Source organism: Streptomyces albicerus, assembly GCF_008905045.1.
Lineage (GTDB): Bacteria > Actinomycetota > Actinomycetes > Streptomycetales > Streptomycetaceae > Streptomyces > Streptomyces albicerus.
In genome coordinates, this window is the sequence record NZ_VWMY01000029.1 from 94299 (window position 1) to 115546 (window position 21248).

A 21248-nucleotide genomic window follows, 5' to 3' on the forward strand; every position below is an offset into this window, starting at 1 on the left:
CGAAGCACTCACGAGCCACGGACGAACGACTGACGAACGACTCACGAACCGCCCCAGGCACGGCTCACGGACGAGGTGACAGATGCACCGTGAAGCTAAAGAGGCGACAGGGACGCGTCAATGATCCGGGCGCGAACTCCGCACGAACTCCCTGGGAACAGGCGTTCCGCGCGCCATGTGGTGCGCCGGGCGATACGGATGACAGGCTGGGAGTATGAACATCCCTTTCGTGGGCAACTGGCGCAAGAAGCGGGGCCCCGCCAGAGGCGTCGCGGTCTTCTCGGACAGCGAGAGCGACCGCGAGGGGGTGGCCGAACTGCTCTCCGAGTGCGAACTGCTGCGCTCCCAGGCGCAACGAGCGGGGGTCGAACTCGACGACTCCGCCGCCTCGTTGGAGGCACTCGACCAGCTGCTGCCGCGCTGGCGCGACGACGAGGAGAGCCTGCACTGGCTGGGCAACGACGCGGGCCTCTACCTCGGCACGGTCATCGTGCGTACGGTTCCCGGGGCCTTCTGGGAGATCTGGCCCAATGGCCAGCCGGTGGTGCGGCTGACGTCGGGCCGTGAGATCGATGTGGTCGCGTCCGGGCAGGACTGGGCGGCCAGCGGTGTCCCGGAACTCTCGCAGCTGTACGCCGAGGTCGCGGAGGGGTGATGCCGTGGCCTGGACTGGCGGATTAAATACGGCTAATGACCGAAAAGTGCGTGTCGCGTATTAGCTCCACTCTTGTCTGGATAGTTTGCGGCAATCGCGACACAGCTGAGAGTGGGTAGGGCTGGGCATGGCTTTCGATCCGTTGATCGAGCTGCATGACGTGAACAAGCACTTCGGGGAGCTGCATGTCCTTCAGGACATCAACCTCACCGTCGGCAAGGGGGAGGTGGTCGTGGTGATCGGCCCGTCCGGGTCGGGCAAGTCAACTCTGTGCAGGGCGATCAACCGGCTGGAGGCGGTCGAGTCCGGGACGATCAAGCTCGACGGGCAGCCGTTGCCGGAGGAGGGCAAGGACCTCGCGAAGCTCCGAGCCGAGATCGGGATGGTTTTCCAGTCGTTCAACCTCTTCGCGCACAAGACGGTCCTGCAGAACGTCTCGCTGGCGCAGGTCAAGGTCCGCGGCCGCAAGAAGGAACAGGCCGACAAGCGCTCACGCGAACTCCTCGACCGGGTGGGTCTCGCCGATCAGGCGCCGAAGTACCCGGCGCAGCTCTCCGGCGGTCAGCAGCAGCGCGTGGCCATCGCCCGCGCCCTCGCCATGGACCCCAAGGCACTCCTCTTCGACGAGCCGACCTCGGCGCTCGACCCGGAGATGATCAACGAGGTCCTGGAAGTCATGCAGCAGCTCGCGCGCGAGGGCATGACCATGGTCGTCGTCACCCACGAGATGGGCTTCGCGCGCTCCGCCGCCAACCGTGTCGTCTTCATGTCCGACGGCCGCATCATCGAGGACCGCACTCCCGACGAGTTCTTCACCACCCCGAGCAGCGACCGTGCCAAGGACTTCCTCTCCAAGATTCTCAAACACTGAGCGGGGGAGTGCGACCGATGATCCGCCAGGCCCGTTGCCCCGGTGAGGAGTTCCGCAAGGCCGGGAAGCCGACCGCGATGAACCTCGACTACGATTTGCCGTTCATTCCCGAAGTGACAGGGGCCGTGGATGTCGCCGCGGCCGAACCAGGGACGCTGCTGCCGGGCGCGCGGTAGCGAGGGGCAATGGCCCGCCCGGCAGCAGCCGGAGATCACTGCTCGCGCAGCGGTACCGACACGTACGACGGGTCGGCCGTGGGCGAGGAGAAGGTCAGCTGCGCGCCGGTCGGGTTGTGCTCGATGTAGAGCGGGTCGACCGTGTCGACGACCAGGGCGAGACGATGCCCTGCCGGGACGTCGTAGGCCGTGGAGAACAGCTCCAGGTCGACGCCGAACGGCTTGCCGGGCGTCTGCCCGTGGAAGGTGTACGGCGCGTTGCTGACCAGCTTGCCGAGGCCGAGCGGGCCCACGTCGTAGAGGTACGCGACGAGGGTGCCGCTCTCCTTGGTACTTGTGAGAGTGGTGTGCAATTTCGCGGTGCCGCGCACCTGTTGGGCGCTCGCGTACTTCTCCGACTGCCAGACCGCCGCGTACCGGCGTGGCAGCAGTGGGATCGACGCGACCGGCGGCAGCTGGGCGAGCTGGTCGAGGATGCTGGAGAGGAAGATGATCCCGCCGTCCGCACCCGAGTTGACGTTCGCGCGGATCGTGCTGGAGCCCCCGAGGGCGATCTTCTTCCGCGTCGCGCCGACCGACTTCCAGTCCGGATAGCCCTCGTAGCCGCCCGTGGAACGGGACTTGAGCTGCACCGGCTGCTCGCGGTCGATCCCGTTGTCCACGCCCTTGAGGTAGTGGTCGAACCAGCGGCTGGTGTCCTTCCACACGTCGTTGGGGAGCCCGAACAGACCGGTCACCTCGGCGGTGGCGTGGTCGCCCGGCCGGTACTCCAGCCTCTTCGGGACCGTCAACTGCTCGTAGAACTTGGCGTATTGGTTCGGCGGGAAGATCGTGTCGCCCCAGCCGTTGGCGAGCAGGATGGCCGCGCCGTTCTTGTTGAGCTGATCGATGTAGGTCGCGGGGGAACGTTTCTTCCCCCAGGCGATGAGCTCCTGCTCCTTGGCGAGGTTGGAGGCGAAGAAGTCCTTGAAGATCTGCTGGAGTTCGGCGCTGGGGCGGCCGGTGATCCGGCCCGCGCCGTCCAGCAGGGCGGCGGCCTGGGAGTGCTGGGTGCGGCCGGAGTAGATCGAGTCGATGAGGTCGGCCCAGCCGCTGAGCGACGCGACGGCCTTGACGCGCTTGTCGTGCGCGGCGGCGAGCAGGCTGATGCCGGCGCCGTACGAGACACCGGCCATGCCGACGTTGCGGGCGTCGGAGGGGGTGTTGGCGAGGGCCCAGTCGATCACCTTGGAGGCGTCGGCTATGTCGGGAGGCCCTGCGACTTCTATCTCTCCGCCGGACTGCCAGAAGCCGCGGACGTTGTAACTGACAACGACATAGCCGGAGTCGGCCAGCTTCTGGGCCTGGGCGAGATACTCGACCTGGGGCAGGCCCCAGCTCGTGGGCAGCACGATGAGCGGGTACGTGCGGGAACCGTCGGCGTTCGAGGGCATGACGACGTTGCCCTTGAGGACCGTGCCGCCGTCGCCGGCGATGTCGACGAACCGGATACCGGAGGGTGCCGCCTGCGCGGCGGGGGCGACTCCGAGGGCCGTGCCGGCGATCAGGGTCGCCGAGACAGCACCTACGGCGGTGGTACGCAGGGCCTTGCGCGCGTGTCCCACGGGTCACTCCTCACTCGTGTAAGTGTCAAAGTGACCCGACGGTAACCTCGTTCCCTTACCGCAAGTAACCCGTCGGTAAGTTACGCGCCAGTAACGATTGTTGAAATGCGTTGAAACCTAGGAGGCGCGGTGTGTTTTGCGCGCAACCTCTGTCGGCAGAGGGGTCTGTGCCATCCGTGTCACGTCGGCGACGAGCTCGACCACGTCCGGACCGTAGGCCTGCGAGTTCACGACCTTCAGGAGCAGGACGAAGGTGTTGTTGCCGTGCTTGCGGGCGAGTCGTTCGTGACTGCGGGCCAGGTAGCGCGTCGCGGCCTGCGTGGTGATCGCGCGCTGTCCGCAGAAGAGGAATACCGGGCGGGCCGTACGCCCCTGGTCCGCGGTCAGGCGGGCGAGGGCGACGTACTCGGAGCGGCCCGGCTCCAGTCGGTACTGTTCGCTGCCGATCTGGAAGGCGCCCCGGTCCGGGCCGGGCTCGGGATCGGTGTTCACGCGTATACCGGGGAGCAGGGACGCCAGGTGGGCCGCCATGCGGCGGTTCACGGCCGGATGGCCGACGCAGAACTCCGTGCGCTCCCCGAAGCCCTGCTGGGCCGCGTCATGCGCGACGACCTGCGCGTGCGCGCCGCAGTCCTTGATGAGCGCCGAGAGTTCGAGCAGCGCGAACACGTCGTGGCGCGTCACCGTCAGGTCGGGGCCGCCCGCCTCGCGGTTGACCACGAGCAGTGACTCGGAGTTGTCGGGCAGTCCGAAGAAGACCTGCTTGCGACGGAGCTTCCGCTTCCACAGATAGGTCCGCGCGATCCAGCCCAGCGAGGCACCGATGCCCGCCACGATCACGCCGAGGACGATGTTGCGCACGTCGTCATTCATGGGCGCGCATGCTAGCGGGCGCGCGCATCAGTGTTCGAGTGGGACCTGTCGCGGCCATGGCGAGGCGGTTACGCTGCGCGGACGGTCCGGCGAGTGAGCCGAAGGGGCGCGCCTGTGTCGAGGGGCCGAGCACGCGGAGGCCCGGAGGGCTGAGCATGGTCGGCCCCTCGACACAGGCTTTGGCGCCCCGGAGGCGAACCGAGCCATGAAACTGCCTGGAGGTACGGATGGGGCGCTCGGTCGCGCGGAGTCTGGCTGTGTTGGCGGTTTCGGCCGCGGTGGTGTCGGTGGGTGCGGCGGCGCCACCGTCGTCGGGGGCCGGGACGGGCTCCGGTTCTGGTTCCGGCCCGGCGGAGAAGGTGCCGGTCGCCGTCGGCTACGGCGGGGCCGTCGCGAGTGTCGACGCGGATGCCTCGGCCGCCGGTATCGAGATCCTCCGCAAGGGCGGCAACGCGGTGGACGCCGCCGTTGCCACGGCAGCCGCGCTCGGTGTCACCGAGCCCTACTCGTCGGGCATCGGCGGAGGCGGCTACTTCGTCTACTACGACGCCAAGTCCCGTACGGTGCACACGATCGACGGCCGTGAGACGGCACCGTTGACGGCCGACTCGGGGCTCTTCCTGGAGAACGGGCAGCCGATCCCGTTCGCCGACGCGGTGACCAGCGGCCTGGGCGTGGGCACACCCGGCACGCCCGCAACCTGGCAGACGGCGCTGCACAGTTGGGGCAGTCAGCGGCTCGGGTCGCTGCTGAAGCCCGCGGAGCGGCTCGCGCGGGACGGGTTCACCGTGGACGCCACGTTCCGCTCGCAGACGGAGTCCAACCAGGCGCGGTTCAAGAACTTCCCGGACACCGCCGAGCTGTTCCTGCCGGGTGGCCAACTCCCCGTCGTCGGCTCGACGTTCAAGAACCCCGACCTGGCCCGCACGTACGAGGAGTTGGGCCGCAAGGGTGTTGGTGCTCTCTATCGCGGCAAGCTGGCCCAGGACATCGTCGACACGGTGATCAAGCCGCCGGTGGACCCGGGTTCGGGCTACAACGCCCGTCCCGGGGAGCTGTCGCTCAAGGACCTGGCGAAGTACGAGGCGAAGCGGCAGGCGCCCACGAAGACGGCGTACCGCGGGCTGAACGTCTACTCGATCGCACCCTCCTCCTCCGGCGGTACCACGGTCGGCGAGGCCCTCAACATCCTTGAGAACACCGACCTTTCGAAGGCCACGGACGTCGAGTACCTGCACCGTTACATCGAGGCGAGCCGGATCGCCTTCGCGGACCGGGGGCGCTGGGTGGGCGACCCGGCCTTCGAGGACGTACCGACGAAGGAACTGCTCTCGCAGAAGTACGCCGACTCGCGTGAGTGCCTCATCAAGGACGACGCGGTGCTGACGAGCCCGCTGGCGCCCGGCGACCCGCGCAACCCGGCGGCGTGCTCGACCGGCGGTACGGCCGCGCCGACGACGTACGAGGGCGAGAACACGACCCATCTGACGGCGGCCGACAAGTGGGGCAACGTCGTCGCGTACACCCTCACGATCGAGCAGACCGGCGGCAGCGGCATCACCGTTCCGGACCGCGGTTTCATCCTCAACAACGAGCTGACGGACTTCTCCTTCGCCCCGGCGAACCCGGCCGTGCACGACCCGAACCTGCCGGGACCGGGCAAGCGTCCGCGCTCGTCGATCTCGCCGACCATCGTGCTCGACCGGCACGCCAAGCCGGTGGTGGCGCTGGGCTCGCCCGGCGGGGCGACGATCGTCACGACGGTGCTCCAGACGCTGACGGGCTTCCTCGACCGGGGTCTCCCGCTGGTCGACGCGATCGCCGCTCCGCGCGCCAGCCAGCGCAACCAGACGACCACCGAACTCGAACCGGGCCTCTGGAACAGCCCGTTGAGGACCCAGCTGGAGTCCCTCGGCCACGGCTTCCGCCAGAACCCGGAGATCGGCGCGGCGACGGGCGTCCAACGCCTCCCGAACGGCAAGTGGCTGGCGGCGGCTGAGACCGTACGCCGGGGCGGCGGTTCGGCGATGGTGGTGCGGCCGGCGCCGTAAACGGGTCGGCCCCGAGTCGGCGGTCTGCGCGCCGGTCTAGCGCGCCGTCAGGATGCGGGGCCCGGCGTCCGTGATGGCCACCGTGTGTTCCGCGTGGGCCGCGCGGGTGCCGTCGTTCGTGCGGAGGGTCCAGCCGTCGGGGGCGGCGTGGTAGCCGTCGGTGCCGCCGCCGATGAGCATGGGCTCGATGGCGAGGACCATGCCGTGGCGGAGGGGGAGGCCCCGGCCGGGGCGGCCCTCGTTCGGGACCGGAGGGTCCTCGTGCATGCGGCGGCCGATGCCGTGGCCGCCGAAGCCGTCCGGAATGCCGTAGCCCGCCGTGCGGCACACCGTGCCGATGGCGTGTGCGATGTCGCCGATGCGGTTGCCGACGACGGCCGCCTCGATGCCCGCCGCCAGGGCGCGCTCGGCGGTCTCGACGAGGCGCAGGTCGTCGGGGCGGGGCCGGCCCACGACGAAGCTGAGCGCCGAGTCGCCTGCCCAGCCGCCCAGTTCGGCGCCGAAGTCGGCGGAGAGCAGGTCGCCGTCGCGCAGCCGGTAGCCGGTCGGGATGCCGTGCACGATCGCGTCGTTCACGGAGGCGCAGAGCACGGCCGGGAACGGGACGGGAGCGAAGGAGGGCCGGTAGCCGAGGAACGGGGAGCCGGCGCCCGCGTCCCGCAGGACCTGATGTGCGACCTCGTCCAGCTCCAGGAGCGAAACGCCCACGTCGGCGGCCTCCCGCACCGCCGTGAGCGCACGGGCCACGACTTGGCCCGCTTCGTACATCGCGTCGATCGACGTGTCCGTCTTCAGTTCCACCATGCCAATTACTATACCGGTCGACGCTCGCGGTGCCTATTCAAGTAACGGTCGACGGTACTAGGGTGGCGGCATGGTACGAACCCCGCTGACCCCCGAAGAACGAGAACGCGGCGAGCGGCTCGGGCGGCTGCTGCGTGAGGCCCGTGGCCGCCGCAGCATGGCGGAGGTCGCCGCGAGCGCCGGCCTCTCCGCCGAGACCCTCCGCAAGATCGAGACCGGCCGCGCCCCGACCCCGGCCTTCTTCACGGTCGCGGCGCTGGCGCGGGTCCTGGGCCTCTCGATGGACGAGATCGCGGGCACGTGCACGCTCGCCGCGGCGTGATGCGGGGGTGACACCCCGTCATTTGCGCGCGGCTCACGTCACGTTCCGAGTGGGTGACCGCACACTGCGTCCGGGTCGAAAACTCGTCGTAGCGGTTCCGTAACACGAACGGTGTTTTCTATCGGACCGGAGTACTCCAGTCTGGCGTGGGGTGAACGTAATGGCGGTGGAACAACTCCCGGGCCAGGTGCGGGAGTTCGCGCAGTATCTCGATGGCCTGCTGTCCAGGCTCAACCAGGGCGGCGGCTGGTGCGGTGTGTTCTGGCAGCGCGATCCCGACGGGATGCGGGCCTGCCTGGACGGCTCCGAGGTACCGCCCTGGGACGTCGTGGAGGCGATCCTCCATGACCTCGCCACTGAGTACGGCGAACGGGCCGCCGCCCAGGAGTCCGAGCGGGCGCGGGCGCTGCACGGCGCCGCCCTCGCCGCGTACGACGCACGGCCCGGCGGCCGCGACGCCCTCAGTGACCGCCTCGACGTCATGCTCCGCGAACAGCGCTACGCCGCCGAACGGCTTTCGGAGCTGGGCCGGTCGCTCCGTATGGCCGCCACCCAGGAGGCAGCGGACTCCATCCGCCTCGACCTGGCCTGGGCCCGCGACGACCACGACCGCGCGACGGCCCGCTGCGCCGAACTCCGTGCGCGGATGGACGAGTTGGACCGGCGCACGATGGGCGGACACGGGCAGGGGCCCCTGACCATCCCGCCGGGCGACGACGGGGGAGTGTTCCGGGTCGAGGAACCGCAGGCCGGCCGTGGCACCGGCGAGCGTGTGGGCGCGCAGCGGTCCGCACCGGACGAGGACGACTGGCCGGACCTCTGGCGCGACGCGTCCGCGGAGCGCAGTGCCGGGCAGGGCTCGGCTCCGGCCCACGACGCCTTCTCGCAGCCCATGGCCACCGCCTCGCCCGCCGTCCAGGAGGCTCCTGCAGTTCCTGAGGCCGTTCCGGAGGCTGAAGCGCCGCCCCCCGAGACCCGGGCTTCCAAGCAACGCTCCAAGCGCCGCGCCCGAGGCAGCGCCCGTTTCGCCGGGATGATGGAAGAGGACGCCGCCACCGCTGTCCCGGCGATGCCCGTTCCGCCCACCGCGGACCGCACCCTGCGCGGGGCCCGTTTCGCCGGGGTCCCCCAGGAGGCCGAGCGGCCGAAGAAGCGGCGCGAGCCCCTGGACGACGAGGCCCGGCGGGGCACCGTCGAGACCGTCAAGTCGCTCGTCCGGCTGCGCCGCGAGGGCCGCAGCGGCGAGGCGCACGCCGTGCTCGTCGAGGCCGCGTACTGGCCCGCTGCCCGCTTTCCGCTCCTCGCCGCCGAACTCCACCGCGCGGGTCTCGGTGCCGACTGGGCCACCCTCCTGTGGGAGGCGGCCTCCCTGCCCGCCGACCGGTTGGTCGCCGCGGCCGACGCGCTCGTGGCCGCCGGCCGCACGGCGGACGGCCAGCAGATGCTGCGCCAGGGTGTCGTACGCCCCGCCCCGGAGATCGGCGAGGCCATTCTGGGCCTCGTCGAGGAGGGCCGCCACCGCGAGGTCCGTGCCCTGCTCGACGCATACGTCCGCATCCGCACCCCCGAAGAAGCCGTCCGCAGCGTCGACGCCGACCCACCCCGCCTGGCCCCCCTCCTCCTCGAAGCGGCCCGCCACGTCTCAGAGCAACGCCACTGGGACCTGGTCCACGCCCTCAGGGTGGCGGGCTACACGGCTTGAGGTGACAGGGGCACGGGAAGGTTCGCGCACTCGCCCACTGACCATCACCCACCCCACCTCCCACTAACCCACAGGAGGTAGGAAACATGATCGACTCCCCCGGTTAACGACGATGGTCTTGCCCAGCGCAGCGCCGAGGCTTACTTTCGGGGCTCTACGACCGCCATCTACGGGCGTAGAGGCTCTCTGACGTCCCGTCGAAGGAGCAGCTCATGGCCAACGTCGTACGCGCCGCTCTGGTCCAGGCCACCTGGACCGGCGACACCGCATCCATGGTCGCCAAGCACGAGGAGCACGCCCGCGAGGCGGCCCGTCAGGGCGCGAAGATCATCGGATTCCAGGAAGTCTTCAACGCCCCCTACTTCTGCCAGGTCCAGGAGCCGGAGCACTACCGCTGGGCGGAGCCCGTACCGGACGGCCCCACAGTCACCCGTATGCAGGAACTGGCCCGGGAAACCGGCATGGTCGTCGTCGTCCCGGTCTTCGAGGTCGAACAGTCCGGCTTCTACTTCAACACCGCCGCGGTGATCGACGCCGACGGCACGTACCTCGGCAAGTACCGCAAACACCACATCCCCCAGGTCAAGGGCTTCTGGGAGAAGTACTACTTCAAACCGGGCAACCTCGGCTGGCCCGTCTTCGACACCGCGGTCGGCAAGGTCGGCGTATACATCTGCTACGACCGCCACTTCCCGGAGGGCTGGCGTCAGCTCGGTCTGAACGGCGCGCAACTCGTCTACAACCCGTCGGCGACATCCCGGGGCCTCTCCGCCCATCTCTGGCAGCTGGAGCAGCCGGCCGCCGCGGTCGCCAACGAGTACTTCATCGCCGCGATCAACCGGGTCGGCGAGGAGGAGTACGGCGACAACGACTTCTACGGGACGTCGTACTTCGTCGACCCGCGCGGCCAGTTCGTCGGCGAGACCGCGAGCGACAAGACCGAGGAACTCATCGTCCGTGACCTCGACTTCGACCTGATCGAGGAGGTCCGCCAGCAGTGGGCCTTCTACCGGGACCGCCGTCCGGACGCGTACGAAGGGCTGGTGCAGCCGTGACCAAGGACCTGTACCAGCGCCACCGGGCCGTGCTCCCCGACTGGCTCGCCCTCTACTACGAGGACCCCCTCGAGCTCACCCACGGCGAGGGCCGGCACGTCTGGGACGCCGAGGGCAACAAGTACCTCGACTTCTTCGGCGGCATCCTCACCACGATGACCGCGCACGCCCTGCCCGAGGTGACGAAGGCCGTCAGCGAGCAGGCCGGGCGGATCATCCACTCGTCCACGCTGTACCTCAACCGGCCGATGGTCGACCTGGCCGAGCGGATCGCCAAGCTGTCGGGCATCCCGGACGCGCGGGTGTTCTTCACGACCTCCGGCACGGAGGCCAACGACACCGCCCTCCTCCTCGCCACCGCGTACCGCCGCAGCAACCAGATCCTGGCGATGCGCAACAGCTACCACGGCCGCTCGTTCAGCGCGGTCGGCATCACCGGCAACAAGGGCTGGTCGCCGACCAGCCTCTCGCCCCTCCAGACGCTGTACGTGCACGGCGGCGTCCGCACCCGCGGCCCGTACGCCGATCTCGACGACGCCGACTTCATCGCGGCCTGCGTCGCCGACCTGGAGGACCTGCTCGGCCACGTCCGCGCGCCCGCGGCCCTGATCGCCGAACCGATCCAGGGCGTCGGCGGCTTCACCGCACCGCCGGACGGCCTGTACGCGGCGTTCCGCGAGGTCCTCCAGGAGCGCGGCATCCTGTGGATCGCCGACGAGGTGCAGACCGGCTGGGGCAGGACCGGCGACAACTTCTGGGGCTGGCAGGCACACGGCGCCTCAGGACCCCCGGACATGCTGACCTTCGCCAAGGGCATCGGCAACGGCATGTCCATCGGCGGGGTCGTGGCCCGCGCCGAGATCATGAACTGCCTCGACTCCAACTCCATCTCCACCTTCGGCGGCACCCAGATCACCATGGCCGCGGGCCTCGCCAACCTCACGTACCTCCTGGAACACGATCTCCAGGGCAACGCCCGCCGCGTCGGCGGACTGCTCATCGAGCGGCTGCGGGCCATCGCCGCGCAGCTGCCGGGCGTACGGGAGGTCCGCGGCCGGGGCCTCATGATCGGCGTCGAGCTGGTGAGGCCCGGCACGGACCAAGCCGACCTGAAAGCGGCTGCCGCCGTGCTCGAAGCGGCCCGCCAGGAAGGACTGTTGATCGGCAAGGGCGGCGGTCACAACACCAGCGTCCTGCGCATCGCCCCACCACTGACGCTCACCGTCGCGGAGGCCGAGGAGGGCGCCGCGATCCTCGAGCGGGCGCTGAGGAGTGTCCAGCCGCAGGGCGAGTGAGCTGAAGGGGCGCGCCTGTGTCGAGAGGCCGATCGCGCGGAGCGCCCGACGAAGGAGGGTCGAGCACGATCGGCCTCTCGACACAGGCTTCTGCGCCCCGGAGGCGAACCGAGCCACAAAAAGGGGAATCATGCCCACCGCCTTGGAACCCGCCCTGTCGGTCCGCCAGGTCCTCAGCCTGGAGCGGGTGCTCGCCGGAGAGCCCGAGGTGGTGGCCGGCGCGAGCCAGCTGGACCGGCTCGTGCGCTGGGTGCACGTCGCCGAGGCCGCCGACGTCGGCGTGATGCTCAGCGGCGGCGAGATGGTCCTCACCACCGGTGTGCTGCTCGCCGGCGACCCGGAGGCCCAGGCCGAGTACATCCGCTCACTGCACCGCGCGGAGGCCTCTGCCGTCGTCCTCGGACTCGGCCGGGCCTTCCCCACACCGCCGGACGTGATGCGCCGGGCGGCCGAGCGGTGTGGGCTGCCGATGGTGGTGCTCCATCGTCCGTTCCCCTTCGCGGACTTGACCGAAGAGGTCCAATCCAGGCTCGTACGACGGAAGTTCGCGGCCGTCAGCCTCTCGGAGTCCGTACGGACGGCGCTGACCGGGCTCATCACGGCGGGCGCCCCGCTGCAGCGGATGCTCGACGAGATCGCCTCGCACAGCGCGTGCCCCGTCGTCGTCACCAACCTCGCCCACCGCGTCCTCGCCACGGCGGGGGAGCGGTCCGCGGTCGACGACGTGCTGCGCGACTGGGAGCGCATCGCGCGGCAGGCCGGCGGCAGCGAGGGCGACGGCTGGATCCGTGCCGAGCTGGGCGGACGCGGCGAGCGCTGGGGCCGCATAGTCCTGTGCGGCTACCGCGGTGACGCGGCCACCGGGCGGCTGCTCGCCGACCGCGCCGCCGAGGCCCTGATCCTGCACCGCATGCTCGGCGGCGGCTCCGCGCACTCCTGGGAGGAGCAGTCCGCGCAGGGCCTGCTCACCGACCTCGTCTCCGGAGTCGTACCGGCCCGGCAGCTCCTGCCCCGGGCCCGGGCGGCCGGGCTGCCCGTCAACCGCCGGACGTTCGTACCCTTGGTCGTACGGGACGGAGAGGCGGCCCAACTCGACCGTGTACTGCGCCTGTTGGGTCTGCCAGGGCTCGTCGCCGAGCTCGCGGACGGGGCCACTGCCGTGCTGCTGAGCCTGGCCAGGGACCAGGACGCGGAGGCGCTCGCCGCGCACTTCGCCACCCGGCTGCGTACGGAATCGGGCGGCGGCAAGGCGGGGGCGGGGAAATCGGTCGTCGCCGCCGCGGACGCGCGGACCGGGTGGGACGACGTCCCCGCCGGGCTGCGCGAGGCCCAGCACGTGGCCGACGCCGTCGCCGAGAGCCCCACCGACCTCGACCTGCCGGTCGTGGTGCGGCTGCGGGACGTACACCTGCGCGGGCTGATCCGGCTGCTGCGGGACGATCCGCACGTCCAGTCCTTCGCTGAACGGGAACTGGACGGGCTGCTGTGCGGGGCCGACGGGGAGTCGGACCTGCTGCCGGTGTTGCGCACCTATCTCGCCACCGGCCGCAACAAGTCGCGTACCGCGCAGCTCCACCACGTCTCACGGCCCGCGCTGTACCGGCGGCTGGAGGCGATAGAGGCCCGGCTCGGGGTCGACCTCGACGACTTCGAGCAGGCCGCGTCCGTGCACATCGCCCTCCTCGCACACGACGCGCAACAGCACTGAAACATGGGAAGACCTGCGAAAACGGTGGTGAAACATGGGTCGAAGCAAGGGTGACACCGTGGAACGCCACGCGCCTGTAGACGTGACACTCTGCAACTCAATCCAGCTCTCCAGCCTTCCTAAGCTCGCCGCACACCGAGCGACCGGAGGTCCCGATGAGCAGAGTGATCCGCGCCGCCGTCTTCCAGACCGCGTGGACGGGCGACAAGGAATCGATGATCCAGGTCCACGAGCAGGCGGCCCGCGACGCGGCCGCACAGGGTGCTCAGGTCCTGTGTTTCCAGGAGCTGTTCTACGGGCCCTACTTCTGCCAGGTCCAGGACAAGGCGTTCTACGAGTACGCGGAACAGATCCCCGAGGGCCCGATCGTCCAGCGCTTCCAGGCGCTCGCCAGGGAACTGGGCATCGTCCTCGTCCTGCCGATGTACGAGGAGGAGCAGCCCGGCGTCCTCTACAACACCGCGGCGGTGATCGACGCCGACGGCTCGTACCTCGGCAAGTACCGCAAGACCCACATCCCGCAGGTCGAGGGCTTCTGGGAGAAGTTCTACTTCCGCCCCGGCAACGGCGGTTGGCCGATCTTCGACACCGCCGTCGGCAGGATCGGCGTCTACATCTGCTACGACCGGCACTTCCCGGAGGGCTGGCGCGCGCTCGGCCTCGCCGGGGCCGAGATCGTCTTCAATCCGTCGGCCACCTCACGCGGACTCTCCGCCTATCTCTGGCAGTTGGAGCAGCCGGCCTCGGCCGTCGCCAACGAGTACTTCGTGGGCGCGATCAACCGCGTGGGCGTGGAGGAGCTGGGCCCCAACGATTTCTACGGGACCTCGTACTTCGTGGACCCGGAGGCGCAGTTCGTCGGCGAGGTGGCGAGCGACAAGGAGACCGAACTCGTCGTCCGCGACCTGGACATGGCCAAGCTCCGCGAGGTCCGCGACCGCTGGCAGTTCTACCGCGACCGCCGCCCGGACGCGTACGAGCCGCTGACGGCTCCCTGACCGGGGCTCCGATCGGGGCTCAGTCGGGGACACCGGCGACCCGTGCCCCGTAAGGGGCGCGGGGAACTGCGCGACCAGCCACGACGCACCCGCACGTTCCGGACCGCATTCCACCGGGGTGCCCACGACAGGAGAGGAACCATGAGCAGCCGTACCGTCATCCGCGGTGGCCTAGTCATCACCGCGTCCGACGAACTCCACGCGGACGTCCTCGTAGAGGACGGCCGCATCGCCGCCCTCGCCGCGAGCGGCACCCCCGCCGCCGAGGCCTGGACGGCCGAGCGGACCATCGACGCCACCGGCAAGTACGTGATCCCGGGCGGCGTCGACGCCCACACCCATATGGAGCTGCCGTTCGGCGGCACCTTCGCCTCCGACTCCTTCGAGACGGGCACCCGGGCCGCGGCCTGGGGCGGCACGACCACGATCATCGACTTCGCGGTGCAGAGCGTCGGCCACTCCCTGCGCGAGGGGCTCGACGCCTGGAACGCCAAGGCCGACGGCAAGTGCGCCATCGACTACGCCTTCCACATGATCGTCTCCGACGTCAACCAGGACACGCTCAAGGAGATGGACCTGCTGGTCGAGGAGGGCGTCACCTCCTTCAAGCAGTTCATGGCCTACCCCGGCGTCTTCTACAGCGACGACGGCCAGATCCTGCGCGCCATGCAGCGCTCCGCCGAGAACGGCGGCCTGATCATGATGCACGCGGAGAACGGCATCGCGATCGACGTGCTGGTGGAGCAGGCACTGGCCCGCGGTGAGACCGATCCCAGGTATCACGGCGAGGTCCGCAAGGCTCTCCTCGAGGCCGAGGCCACCCACCGCGCCATCAAGCTCGCCCAGGTCGCGGGCGCCCCGCTGTACGTCGTGCACGTCTCGGCGCAGGAGGCAGTCGCCGAGCTGGCACGGGCGCGCGACGAGGGCCTGAACGTCTTCGGCGAGACCTGCCCGCAGTATCTGTTCCTGTCCACGGACAACCTCGCGGAGCCCGACTTCGAGGGCTCGAAGTACGTATGCAGTACGCCACTTCGCCCGAAGGAACACCAGAAGTACCTGTGGCGTGGCCTGCGCACCAACGACCTCCAGGTGGTCTCCACCGACCACTGCCCCTTCTGCTTCGTCGGTCAGAAGGAGCTGGGCCGGGGCGACTTCTCGAAGATCCCCAACGGTCTGCCGGGCGTCGAGAACCGCATGGACCTGCTCCACCAGGCCGTCGTCGACGGACACATCTCGCGCCGCCGCTGGATCGAGATCGCCTGCGCCACTCCGGCCCGGATGTTCGGCCTGTACCCGAAGAAGGGGACGATCGCGCCGGGCGCCGACGCGGACGTCGTCATCTACGACCCGGGCGCCGAGCAGGTCATGTCCGCCGAGACCCACCACATGAACGTCGACTACTCGGCGTACGAGGGCAAGCGGACCACCGGCCGCGTCGAGACGGTTCTGTCGCGGGGCGAACCCGTCATCACCGAGCGGGAGTTCACGGGCCGCGCCGGGCACGGCGTCTACACCCCCCGCTCCACCTGTCAGTACCTGAACTAGGAGTGGCGCACCATGGACTTCGGACTCGTCCTGCAGACCGACCCGCCCGCCTCCCGCGTCATCAGCCTGATGAAGCGGGCCGAGCGCAACGGCTTCACGTACGGCTGGACCTTCGACTCCGCCGTGCTCTGGCAGGAGCCGTTCGTGATCTACAGCCAGATCCTCTCCAACACGTCGAAGCTGAAGGTCGGCCCGATGGTCACCAACCCGGGCACCCGCACCTGGGAGGTCACCGCCTCGACCTTCGCCACGCTCAACGACATGTTCGGCAACCGCACGGTGTGCGGCATCGGGCGCGGCGACTCGGCGATGCGCGTGGCCGGGCGCAAGCCGAACACGCTCGCGCGGATCAGCGAGGCCATGAAGGTGATCCGCGCGCTGGGGCGTGGTGACGAGGCGGACCTCGGCGGTACGGTGATCAAGTTCCCGTGGATCCAGCCGGGCGCCGAACTCCCGGTCTGGATGGCCGCGTACGGTCCCAAGGCCCTGAAGATGACGGGCGAGGAGGCGGACGGCTTCATCCTCCAGCTCGCCGATCTGTATCTGACCGAGTACATGGTCAAGGCCGTGAAGGACGCGGCCGTCGCCGCCGGCCGCGACCCCGACGACGTCAAGATCTGCGTGGCCGCGCCCGCGTACATCACCGAGGACGACTCGCCCGAGGCGCTCGCCCACGCGCGTGAGCAGTGCCGCTGGTTCGGCGGCATGGTCGGCAACCACGTCGCCGACCTCGTCTCCAAGTACGGCGAGCACTCCGCCGCCGTGCCCGACGAGCTCACCGACTACATCAAGGCCCGCGAGGGCTACGACTACTCGCACCACGGACGCAGCGGCAACCCCGACACCCAGTTCGTGCCCGACGAGATCGTTGACCGGTTCTGCCTGATCGGCACGGTCGAGCAGCACATCGAGAAGTTGAACGCCCTGCGTGCGCTGGGCGTCGACCAGTTCGCTCTGTACGACATGCATGACGCTCAAGAGGCGGTCATCGAAGCGTATGGATCAACGGTCATTCCTGCCGTCAACGGTTGATGACCGGTTTCAGGTGTTGATGGTCAACCCATCCATCAACCCGCTCCACCTGCTCCATCTGCTTCATCCACTCAAGTCGTCCCCTTCCCACCTCCCCGGGAAGGGGACCGCACCACCGCACCACCTCCCCCACGGCGCCACCCGCACGGCCTCTCCCGTCCCGCCTCATTGATTGGCCTGCCCATGACCGAAACCGTCCCCACGGGGCCGCCGATATCCCAGTCCGCCGACGCCGACGGCCGGATCGAACTCAGCCCGGGGGCCTTCCCCGCCGACAGTCCCTTCGCCAACGAGGACCTGCGTCCCGTCCCGGTCTCCGAGCGCAAGTGGACGACGTACAACTTCGCGGCCCTGTGGATCTCCATGGCCCACTGCATCCCCAGCTGGACCCTGGCCTCCGGCCTGGTCGCCCTCGGCATGGACTGGAAGCAGGCCGTCTTCACGATCGCGCTGGCCAACATCATCGTGCTGCTGCCGATGCTGGCCACCGGGCACGCGGGACCCAAGTACGGCATCCCCTTCCCCGTACTCGCCCGCGCCTCCTTCGGTCTCCGGGGAGCCAACATCCCGGCGCTGATCCGGGCGGCCGTGGCCTGCGGCTGGTTCGGCATCCAGACCTGGATCGGCGGCAGCGGCATCTTCGCCCTGGGCTCCAAACTGACCGGCGGCGAGTGGGAGAACGCGGGGAAGATCGCGGGCAACCCGTGGCCGCTGTGGCTCTGCTTCATCCTCTTCTGGGCCCTGCAGATCGCGATCATCTACCGCGGCATGGACTTCCTGCGGCACTTCGAGAACTGGGCCGCGCCCGTCGTGATCGTCGGCGCGTTCGTGCTGCTCATCTGGATCGCCATCAAGGCTGACGGCTTCGGCGCGCTGCTCGACCAGCCCTCGAAGCTCGGCTGGGGCGCCGACTTCTGGCCGGTCTTCTTCCCGTCCCTGATGGGCATGATCGGCTTCTGGGCGACCCTGTCCCTCAACATCCCCGACTTCACGCGGTTCGGCGCAAGCCAGAAGGCGCAGACCTGGGGCCAGTCCCTGGGCCTGCCCACGACGATGACGCTCTTCGCGGTCCTCGCCGTGCTGGTCACCTCCGGCTCCGAGGTCGTCTACGGCGAGGCGATCTGGGACCCGGTGGCCCTCGCGGCCAAGACGGACAACACGTTCGGTCTGCTCTTCGCGCTCTTCATCGTGCTGATCGCCACGGTCTCCGTGAACATCGCGGCGAACGTGGTCTCCCCGGCCTACGACCTGTCCAACCTGGCCCCGAAGTTCATCAACTTCCGTACGGGCGCGCTGATCACGGGTGTCATCGGCATCCTGATCTTCCCGTGGAAGCTGATCTCCACCCCCGAGTTCTACATCTTCACCTGGCTCGGAGTGGTCGGCGGTCTGCTCGGCACGGTCGCGGGCATCCTGATCGCCGACTACTGGATCATCCGCCGTACGGTCCTGCACCTCGCCGACCTCTACACGGCCGGCGGACGCTACTGGTACACGAACGGCTGGAACTGGCGGGCGGTGCTGGCCTTCGCGGTCGGCGGTGTCCTGGCCGTCGGCGGCTCGTACTCGAACGTCGACGCGAAAGGCGAGAAGCTCGGCCCGTTCCCGGTCGACGGACTCATCCCGTTCCTCAAGCCCCTCGCCGACTACGGATGGGCGATCGGCCTCGCCTCGTCGCTCATCCTGTACGTCGCCCTGATGGCGCCGCTCGGACGGCAGGAGCGGGAGGTGCGGGAGGAACCCGCGGACAAGGCGGTCGTCTGACGACGGCGGGGCGCGCTGGAGGCCGGCTCTACTGAGCGGCCTCCAGCGCGGCCATCGCCTCCTTGGCGGCCTTGATGGCGCCCTTGTTGATCTCGTCCGTACTGGGCGCCTTCTTCGACTCGAAGTCACTGCCGTTGTACGTGATGACCACTAGGGCGTTGGACGCGCGGACGAACACCGAGCCTTCGCGCGTCTGCTGCTTGTCCTCGGTGGTGAGGTTCACCACCGAGTAGGCGGCGTCCCCGAGACCGGGCACTGCCCCTCCGCCGCTCTTCTCCGTCGTGCGCTGCTTGTAGGCGGCTTCGGCCGTCTGGTCGGATTTCTTGATTTCGTACGAAACGTCGAGCCAGCGGTAGTCGAAGCCCTTGAGCGCGTTCCAGGAGCAGGTGCGGCGCAGCGACTCGTCGGTCGAGGGGATCTCCTTGCCGGCCGTCTTGGCGCCCGGCACCAGCGAGGTCACCGTCTTCTTCGTCACGCCCCCGCAGGGCGCGGGCGCGCTGCGGTACGTGCGGCTCGCCGCGGCGGTCGACGGCGCGGACGGGGACTCCCCGGCGGCGGCGGGTTTCTTCTCCGCGGTCGGAGTCGCGGCGAACGGCCCGGACGACAGCGCCCAACCGGCCGAGGCGAGCACGACAACAGGCAGCAGACGCACGGTGAGAGCGAGAGGAAGGGAACGCACTGGCGCACTTCTCGTGGGGGATGGTGCGGAGGAGTCCGCACTGCGGACGGGACGCCAGTGTCACATGACTCTCTGTGGGGCGGAAGTGCGAACTCGCTCCGTGCCCGCGCGGTGACAGTGACTCACTCCTGACGGCCCGTGATCCCCTCAGCCTCAGGGCCGCGTCGCCGTCACACGCCAGACGCCGGCCCGCAGGCGCACCCCGCTGCCGGTGTCGTACGGGCGCAGGGTGTCCTCCAGCGCCGCCCGCGTGGCGTCGGAGACCGTACGCCCCGGCGTACGGGAGAGGATGAAGTCGACGGCGTCGGCGGCGTCCTGGCCCCACACGGTCTCGACGGTCACCGGGGCCACGTCGATGTCGTCGTAGCCCCGGAGCACTTCACGAATGCGATCAGGGTCGGACAAAGAGGCCATCGCGATGTGGGCGGCGGCCCTGTCCGGGTCGGGTGCCTCCTCCCCGAGGAGCTTGCCGAGGAGGCTGAACGCCCGCGCCTCCTCGGAGTCAGGACCGGCCGGCTGCGGACAGATGAACGCGAGCCGTCCCCCGGGGCGCAGCGCCCGCGCGAGATTCCGGAAGGCGGCCGTGTGGTCGGCGAAGAACATCACTCCGCCCCGGCTGATGACCACGTCGTATCCGGCGGGCGGGAAGCGGCGCAGCTGCGCGTCCGCGTGTTCGTACGCGGCGTTCGTGATGCCTTCGGCGGCGGTGCTCGCACGGGCCCTGTCGAGGAGCGGCGCCGAGATGTCGACGCCGACGGCGTGTCCGTGGGCGGTCAGCCGGGCCGCGATCCGGGTCGTCGCGCCGGCGCCGCAGCCGACGTCCAGGACACGGTCGCCCGGCTTGATCGCCGCACCCTCGAACAGTGCGTCGTTGACGCGGGACAGCATCGCGTCGTAGCGCTCCTGGTGGGCGGCCCAGTGGTGGCCGAGGGGGCCGTTCCAGGCCTGCGACTGGCGGGAGTTGCCGGTCTCGGTCACGCGGTCTCCTCGTGGACGCGAAGCGGCAGGGCGCGCTCGATGCGGTCGACGGCGGCGAACGCGCCGTACGCGATGAGATGCACCAGACAGTGATCCGTGTACGGCGGCTTCTTCCAGGCCGCCACGTCCTCGTCCGTGATGCGGTACGGAGCCAGCGCGGCCAGCATCGCCAGCCGGGCTCCGGGCCGGTCCTCGCGGTCCGGCAGGGCGTCCCACACCAGCGGCTGATGCGTGCCGTCCCACGCCGCGACGACCTCCCGTACGAGGGCCTGGTCGGCGTCGGTCAGCAGGCCGGCGCCTGCCGTGGCCGCCGTCCGCAGCGCCGCGTACGCCGGGCCGACCGTCGTGCCCGCCGCCCAGGACGGGCCGCGGCCCGGGTCGTCGAGGAGGGCGAGGCTCGCGCCCGGGGCGACGCGGCGGCGTACGGTCCTCGCCAGCGAACGGCCGCCCAGGCTGCGGACCACCCTGAAACGCTGGGCGTTGCCCGGTAGCAAGTTCTCGGTCACGAGGGACGAGACGATCCGGTTGATGAAGTGGAAGGAGAGGGCGGTCCCCACATACCCGGGTGTGTGCTCGGCTGGGAAGGGGAGCGTCGCGACGTCCGCGCTGCCAGGGGTGCGGGTCGCCTCGCCCCAGGCGAGCACGCGCGCGTGCTCCTCGTTCTCCGGGGGTTTCCCGTGCGCCAGGCGTTCCGCGAGGGCGTGGTCGCCGGTGGCGTGCAGCAGCATGGTGTGCGCGTCCACGCAGAACGGGCATTTGTTGGCGCGCGACACTCCCACGGCGGCCAACTCCTTGCCGGTGCGGCTGCCTTCGCCCGCGATCAGGGACTCACGCAGCAAGGCCCAGGCGGGGGCGAGGAGTTCGGGGGCGGAGGAGAGGGCGACGAAGGGGGAGGCGTCCTCGATGCCGAAGTCCTCGGCGAGCTGCGCGTAGACGGCGGCGGTGCGGCCGGTGGCGGCCTTGGGCGGGATGGGCTCGGTGTAGCGGAAGGGTGAAGTCATGAGAAGAACACTGGCTCCCGCGGGTGCCTCCGGGCGTCGTACGGCCGAAGGCAGTTGGCGGTGCGCCGACGCGACCGCCTCGCACGACGGACTACTGCGCCGGGAGTAGTCGTGGGGCCGTCCACAGGGCTGACG

The 21248-nt window shown here is 69.8% G+C and carries 19 protein-coding genes; 13 read left to right on the top strand and 6 right to left on the bottom strand.

The window, feature by feature from the left end:
• Nucleotides 1-214: 214 nt before the first annotated feature.
• The 3 genes from GAS53_RS26395 (at nucleotide 215) to GAS53_RS55320 (ending at nucleotide 1702) form a co-directional block, all read left to right on the top strand.
• Nucleotides 215-655, top strand: coding sequence for a DUF6278 family protein (locus tag GAS53_RS26395; RefSeq protein ID WP_151480195.1), 441 nt, complete (start codon nucleotides 215-217; stop codon nucleotides 653-655).
• A 127-nt stretch (nucleotides 656-782) separates the two neighbouring features.
• A complete protein-coding gene (locus tag GAS53_RS26400; RefSeq protein ID WP_151480196.1) occupies nucleotides 783-1526 on the top strand; it encodes an amino acid ABC transporter ATP-binding protein in 744 nt (247 codons plus the stop codon).
• A 17-nt stretch (nucleotides 1527-1543) separates the two neighbouring features.
• The gene (locus GAS53_RS55320) at nucleotides 1544-1702 is read left to right on the top strand and encodes a hypothetical protein (protein WP_192583286.1); all 159 of its coding nucleotides are present in this window, start codon (nucleotides 1544-1546) and stop codon (nucleotides 1700-1702) included.
• Between the two features lie 35 nt (nucleotides 1703-1737).
• On the opposite strand, the gene GAS53_RS26405 is transcribed toward GAS53_RS55320, so the two are convergent.
• Together GAS53_RS26405 and GAS53_RS26410 are read right to left on the bottom strand one after the other, a co-directional pair.
• Nucleotides 1738-3306 (bottom strand): alpha/beta fold hydrolase, encoded by a 1569-nt coding sequence (locus tag GAS53_RS26405; RefSeq protein ID WP_151480197.1) that lies wholly within the window; start codon nucleotides 3304-3306, stop codon nucleotides 1738-1740.
• 117 nt (nucleotides 3307-3423) lie between these two features.
• Nucleotides 3424-4179 carry a hypothetical protein gene (locus tag GAS53_RS26410; RefSeq protein ID WP_151480198.1) on the bottom strand — a complete coding sequence of 252 codons (756 nt, stop codon included), beginning with the start codon at nucleotides 4177-4179 and terminating at the stop codon, nucleotides 3424-3426.
• Between the two features lie 227 nt (nucleotides 4180-4406).
• On the opposite strand from GAS53_RS26410, the gene ggt reads away from it, so the two are divergent.
• A complete protein-coding gene (ggt, locus tag GAS53_RS26415; protein ID WP_151480199.1) occupies nucleotides 4407-6230 on the top strand; it encodes a gamma-glutamyltransferase in 1824 nt (607 codons plus the stop codon).
• 36 nt (nucleotides 6231-6266) lie between these two features.
• Here ggt and map read toward each other — a convergent pair whose 3' ends face one another.
• Nucleotides 6267-7034: a type I methionyl aminopeptidase gene (gene map, locus GAS53_RS26420; RefSeq protein ID WP_151480200.1), complete on the bottom strand. Its 768-nt coding sequence runs from the start codon at nucleotides 7032-7034 to the stop codon at nucleotides 6267-6269.
• Between the two features lie 70 nt (nucleotides 7035-7104).
• Between map and GAS53_RS26425 the strand changes: the two genes are divergently transcribed.
• The 9 genes from GAS53_RS26425 (at nucleotide 7105) to GAS53_RS26465 (ending at nucleotide 18455) form a co-directional block, all read left to right on the top strand.
• Nucleotides 7105-7356, top strand: coding sequence for a helix-turn-helix domain-containing protein (locus GAS53_RS26425; protein WP_151480201.1), 252 nt, complete (start codon nucleotides 7105-7107; stop codon nucleotides 7354-7356).
• 160 nt (nucleotides 7357-7516) lie between these two features.
• Entirely contained in the window at nucleotides 7517-9058 is a 1542-nt protein-coding gene (locus GAS53_RS26430) for a hypothetical protein (protein ID WP_151480202.1), read from the top strand.
• A gap of 212 nt (nucleotides 9059-9270) precedes the next feature.
• Nucleotides 9271-10113 (top strand): nitrilase-related carbon-nitrogen hydrolase, encoded by an 843-nt coding sequence (locus GAS53_RS26435; protein ID WP_151480203.1) that lies wholly within the window; start codon nucleotides 9271-9273, stop codon nucleotides 10111-10113.
• Complete coding sequence (locus GAS53_RS26440) at nucleotides 10110-11408, top strand: aspartate aminotransferase family protein (RefSeq protein ID WP_151480204.1); 1299 nt, start codon at nucleotides 10110-10112, stop codon at nucleotides 11406-11408. The genes GAS53_RS26435 and GAS53_RS26440 overlap by 4 nt, the downstream gene beginning before the upstream one ends.
• Before the next feature lie 130 nt (nucleotides 11409-11538).
• Nucleotides 11539-13116, top strand: a complete 1578-nt coding sequence (locus GAS53_RS26445) for a PucR family transcriptional regulator (RefSeq protein ID WP_151480205.1) — start codon at nucleotides 11539-11541, stop codon at nucleotides 13114-13116.
• Nucleotides 13117-13271: 155 nt separating this feature from the next.
• A complete protein-coding gene (locus tag GAS53_RS26450) occupies nucleotides 13272-14114 on the top strand; it encodes a nitrilase-related carbon-nitrogen hydrolase (RefSeq protein ID WP_151480206.1) in 843 nt (280 codons plus the stop codon).
• Between the two features lie 141 nt (nucleotides 14115-14255).
• Nucleotides 14256-15659 (top strand): dihydropyrimidinase, encoded by a 1404-nt coding sequence (gene hydA / locus GAS53_RS26455; protein ID WP_151480207.1) that lies wholly within the window; start codon nucleotides 14256-14258, stop codon nucleotides 15657-15659.
• A 12-nt stretch (nucleotides 15660-15671) separates the two neighbouring features.
• Complete coding sequence (locus GAS53_RS26460) at nucleotides 15672-16691, top strand: TIGR03842 family LLM class F420-dependent oxidoreductase (protein ID WP_151480208.1); 1020 nt, start codon at nucleotides 15672-15674, stop codon at nucleotides 16689-16691.
• 183 nt (nucleotides 16692-16874) lie between these two features.
• Complete coding sequence (locus GAS53_RS26465; RefSeq protein WP_151480209.1) at nucleotides 16875-18455, top strand: NCS1 family nucleobase:cation symporter-1; 1581 nt, start codon at nucleotides 16875-16877, stop codon at nucleotides 18453-18455.
• Nucleotides 18456-18483: 28 nt separating this feature from the next.
• Here GAS53_RS26465 and GAS53_RS26470 read toward each other — a convergent pair whose 3' ends face one another.
• The 3 genes from GAS53_RS26470 to GAS53_RS26480 all read right to left on the bottom strand — a co-directional run bounded on the left by GAS53_RS26470 (nucleotide 18484) and on the right by GAS53_RS26480 (nucleotide 21113).
• Complete coding sequence (locus GAS53_RS26470) at nucleotides 18484-19134, bottom strand: hypothetical protein (RefSeq protein WP_151480210.1); 651 nt, start codon at nucleotides 19132-19134, stop codon at nucleotides 18484-18486.
• 153 nt (nucleotides 19135-19287) lie between these two features.
• A complete protein-coding gene (locus GAS53_RS26475; RefSeq protein ID WP_192583287.1) occupies nucleotides 19288-20112 on the bottom strand; it encodes a class I SAM-dependent methyltransferase in 825 nt (274 codons plus the stop codon).
• A complete protein-coding gene (locus GAS53_RS26480; RefSeq protein ID WP_151480211.1) occupies nucleotides 20109-21113 on the bottom strand; it encodes a carboxymuconolactone decarboxylase family protein in 1005 nt (334 codons plus the stop codon). The genes GAS53_RS26475 and GAS53_RS26480 overlap by 4 nt, the downstream gene beginning before the upstream one ends.
• Between the last annotated feature and the right edge of the window lie 135 nt (nucleotides 21114-21248).

Bases quoted from the DNA above. Each gene is read 5' to 3' on its own strand.
- GAS53_RS26395 (WP_151480195.1), top strand. From the start codon at position 215: ATGAACATCCCTTTCGTGGGCAACTGGCGCAAGAAGCGGGGCCCCGCC.
- GAS53_RS26400 (WP_151480196.1), top strand. From the start codon at position 783: ATGGCTTTCGATCCGTTGATCGAGCTGCATGACGTGAACAAGCACTTC.
- GAS53_RS55320 (WP_192583286.1), top strand. From the start codon at position 1,544: ATGATCCGCCAGGCCCGTTGCCCCGGTGAGGAGTTCCGCAAGGCCGGG.
- GAS53_RS26410 (WP_151480198.1), bottom strand. From the start codon at position 4,179: ATGAATGACGACGTGCGCAACATCGTCCTCGGCGTGATCGTGGCGGGC.
- ggt (WP_151480199.1), top strand. From the start codon at position 4,407: ATGGGGCGCTCGGTCGCGCGGAGTCTGGCTGTGTTGGCGGTTTCGGCC.
- map (WP_151480200.1), bottom strand. From the start codon at position 7,034: ATGGTGGAACTGAAGACGGACACGTCGATCGACGCGATGTACGAAGCG.
- GAS53_RS26425 (WP_151480201.1), top strand. From the start codon at position 7,105: ATGGTACGAACCCCGCTGACCCCCGAAGAACGAGAACGCGGCGAGCGG.
- GAS53_RS26430 (WP_151480202.1), top strand. From the start codon at position 7,517: ATGGCGGTGGAACAACTCCCGGGCCAGGTGCGGGAGTTCGCGCAGTAT.
- GAS53_RS26435 (WP_151480203.1), top strand. From the start codon at position 9,271: ATGGCCAACGTCGTACGCGCCGCTCTGGTCCAGGCCACCTGGACCGGC.
- GAS53_RS26445 (WP_151480205.1), top strand. From the start codon at position 11,539: ATGCCCACCGCCTTGGAACCCGCCCTGTCGGTCCGCCAGGTCCTCAGC.
- GAS53_RS26450 (WP_151480206.1), top strand. From the start codon at position 13,272: ATGAGCAGAGTGATCCGCGCCGCCGTCTTCCAGACCGCGTGGACGGGC.
- hydA (WP_151480207.1), top strand. From the start codon at position 14,256: ATGAGCAGCCGTACCGTCATCCGCGGTGGCCTAGTCATCACCGCGTCC.
- GAS53_RS26460 (WP_151480208.1), top strand. From the start codon at position 15,672: ATGGACTTCGGACTCGTCCTGCAGACCGACCCGCCCGCCTCCCGCGTC.
- GAS53_RS26465 (WP_151480209.1), top strand. From the start codon at position 16,875: ATGACCGAAACCGTCCCCACGGGGCCGCCGATATCCCAGTCCGCCGAC.
- GAS53_RS26480 (WP_151480211.1), bottom strand. From the start codon at position 21,113: ATGACTTCACCCTTCCGCTACACCGAGCCCATCCCGCCCAAGGCCGCC.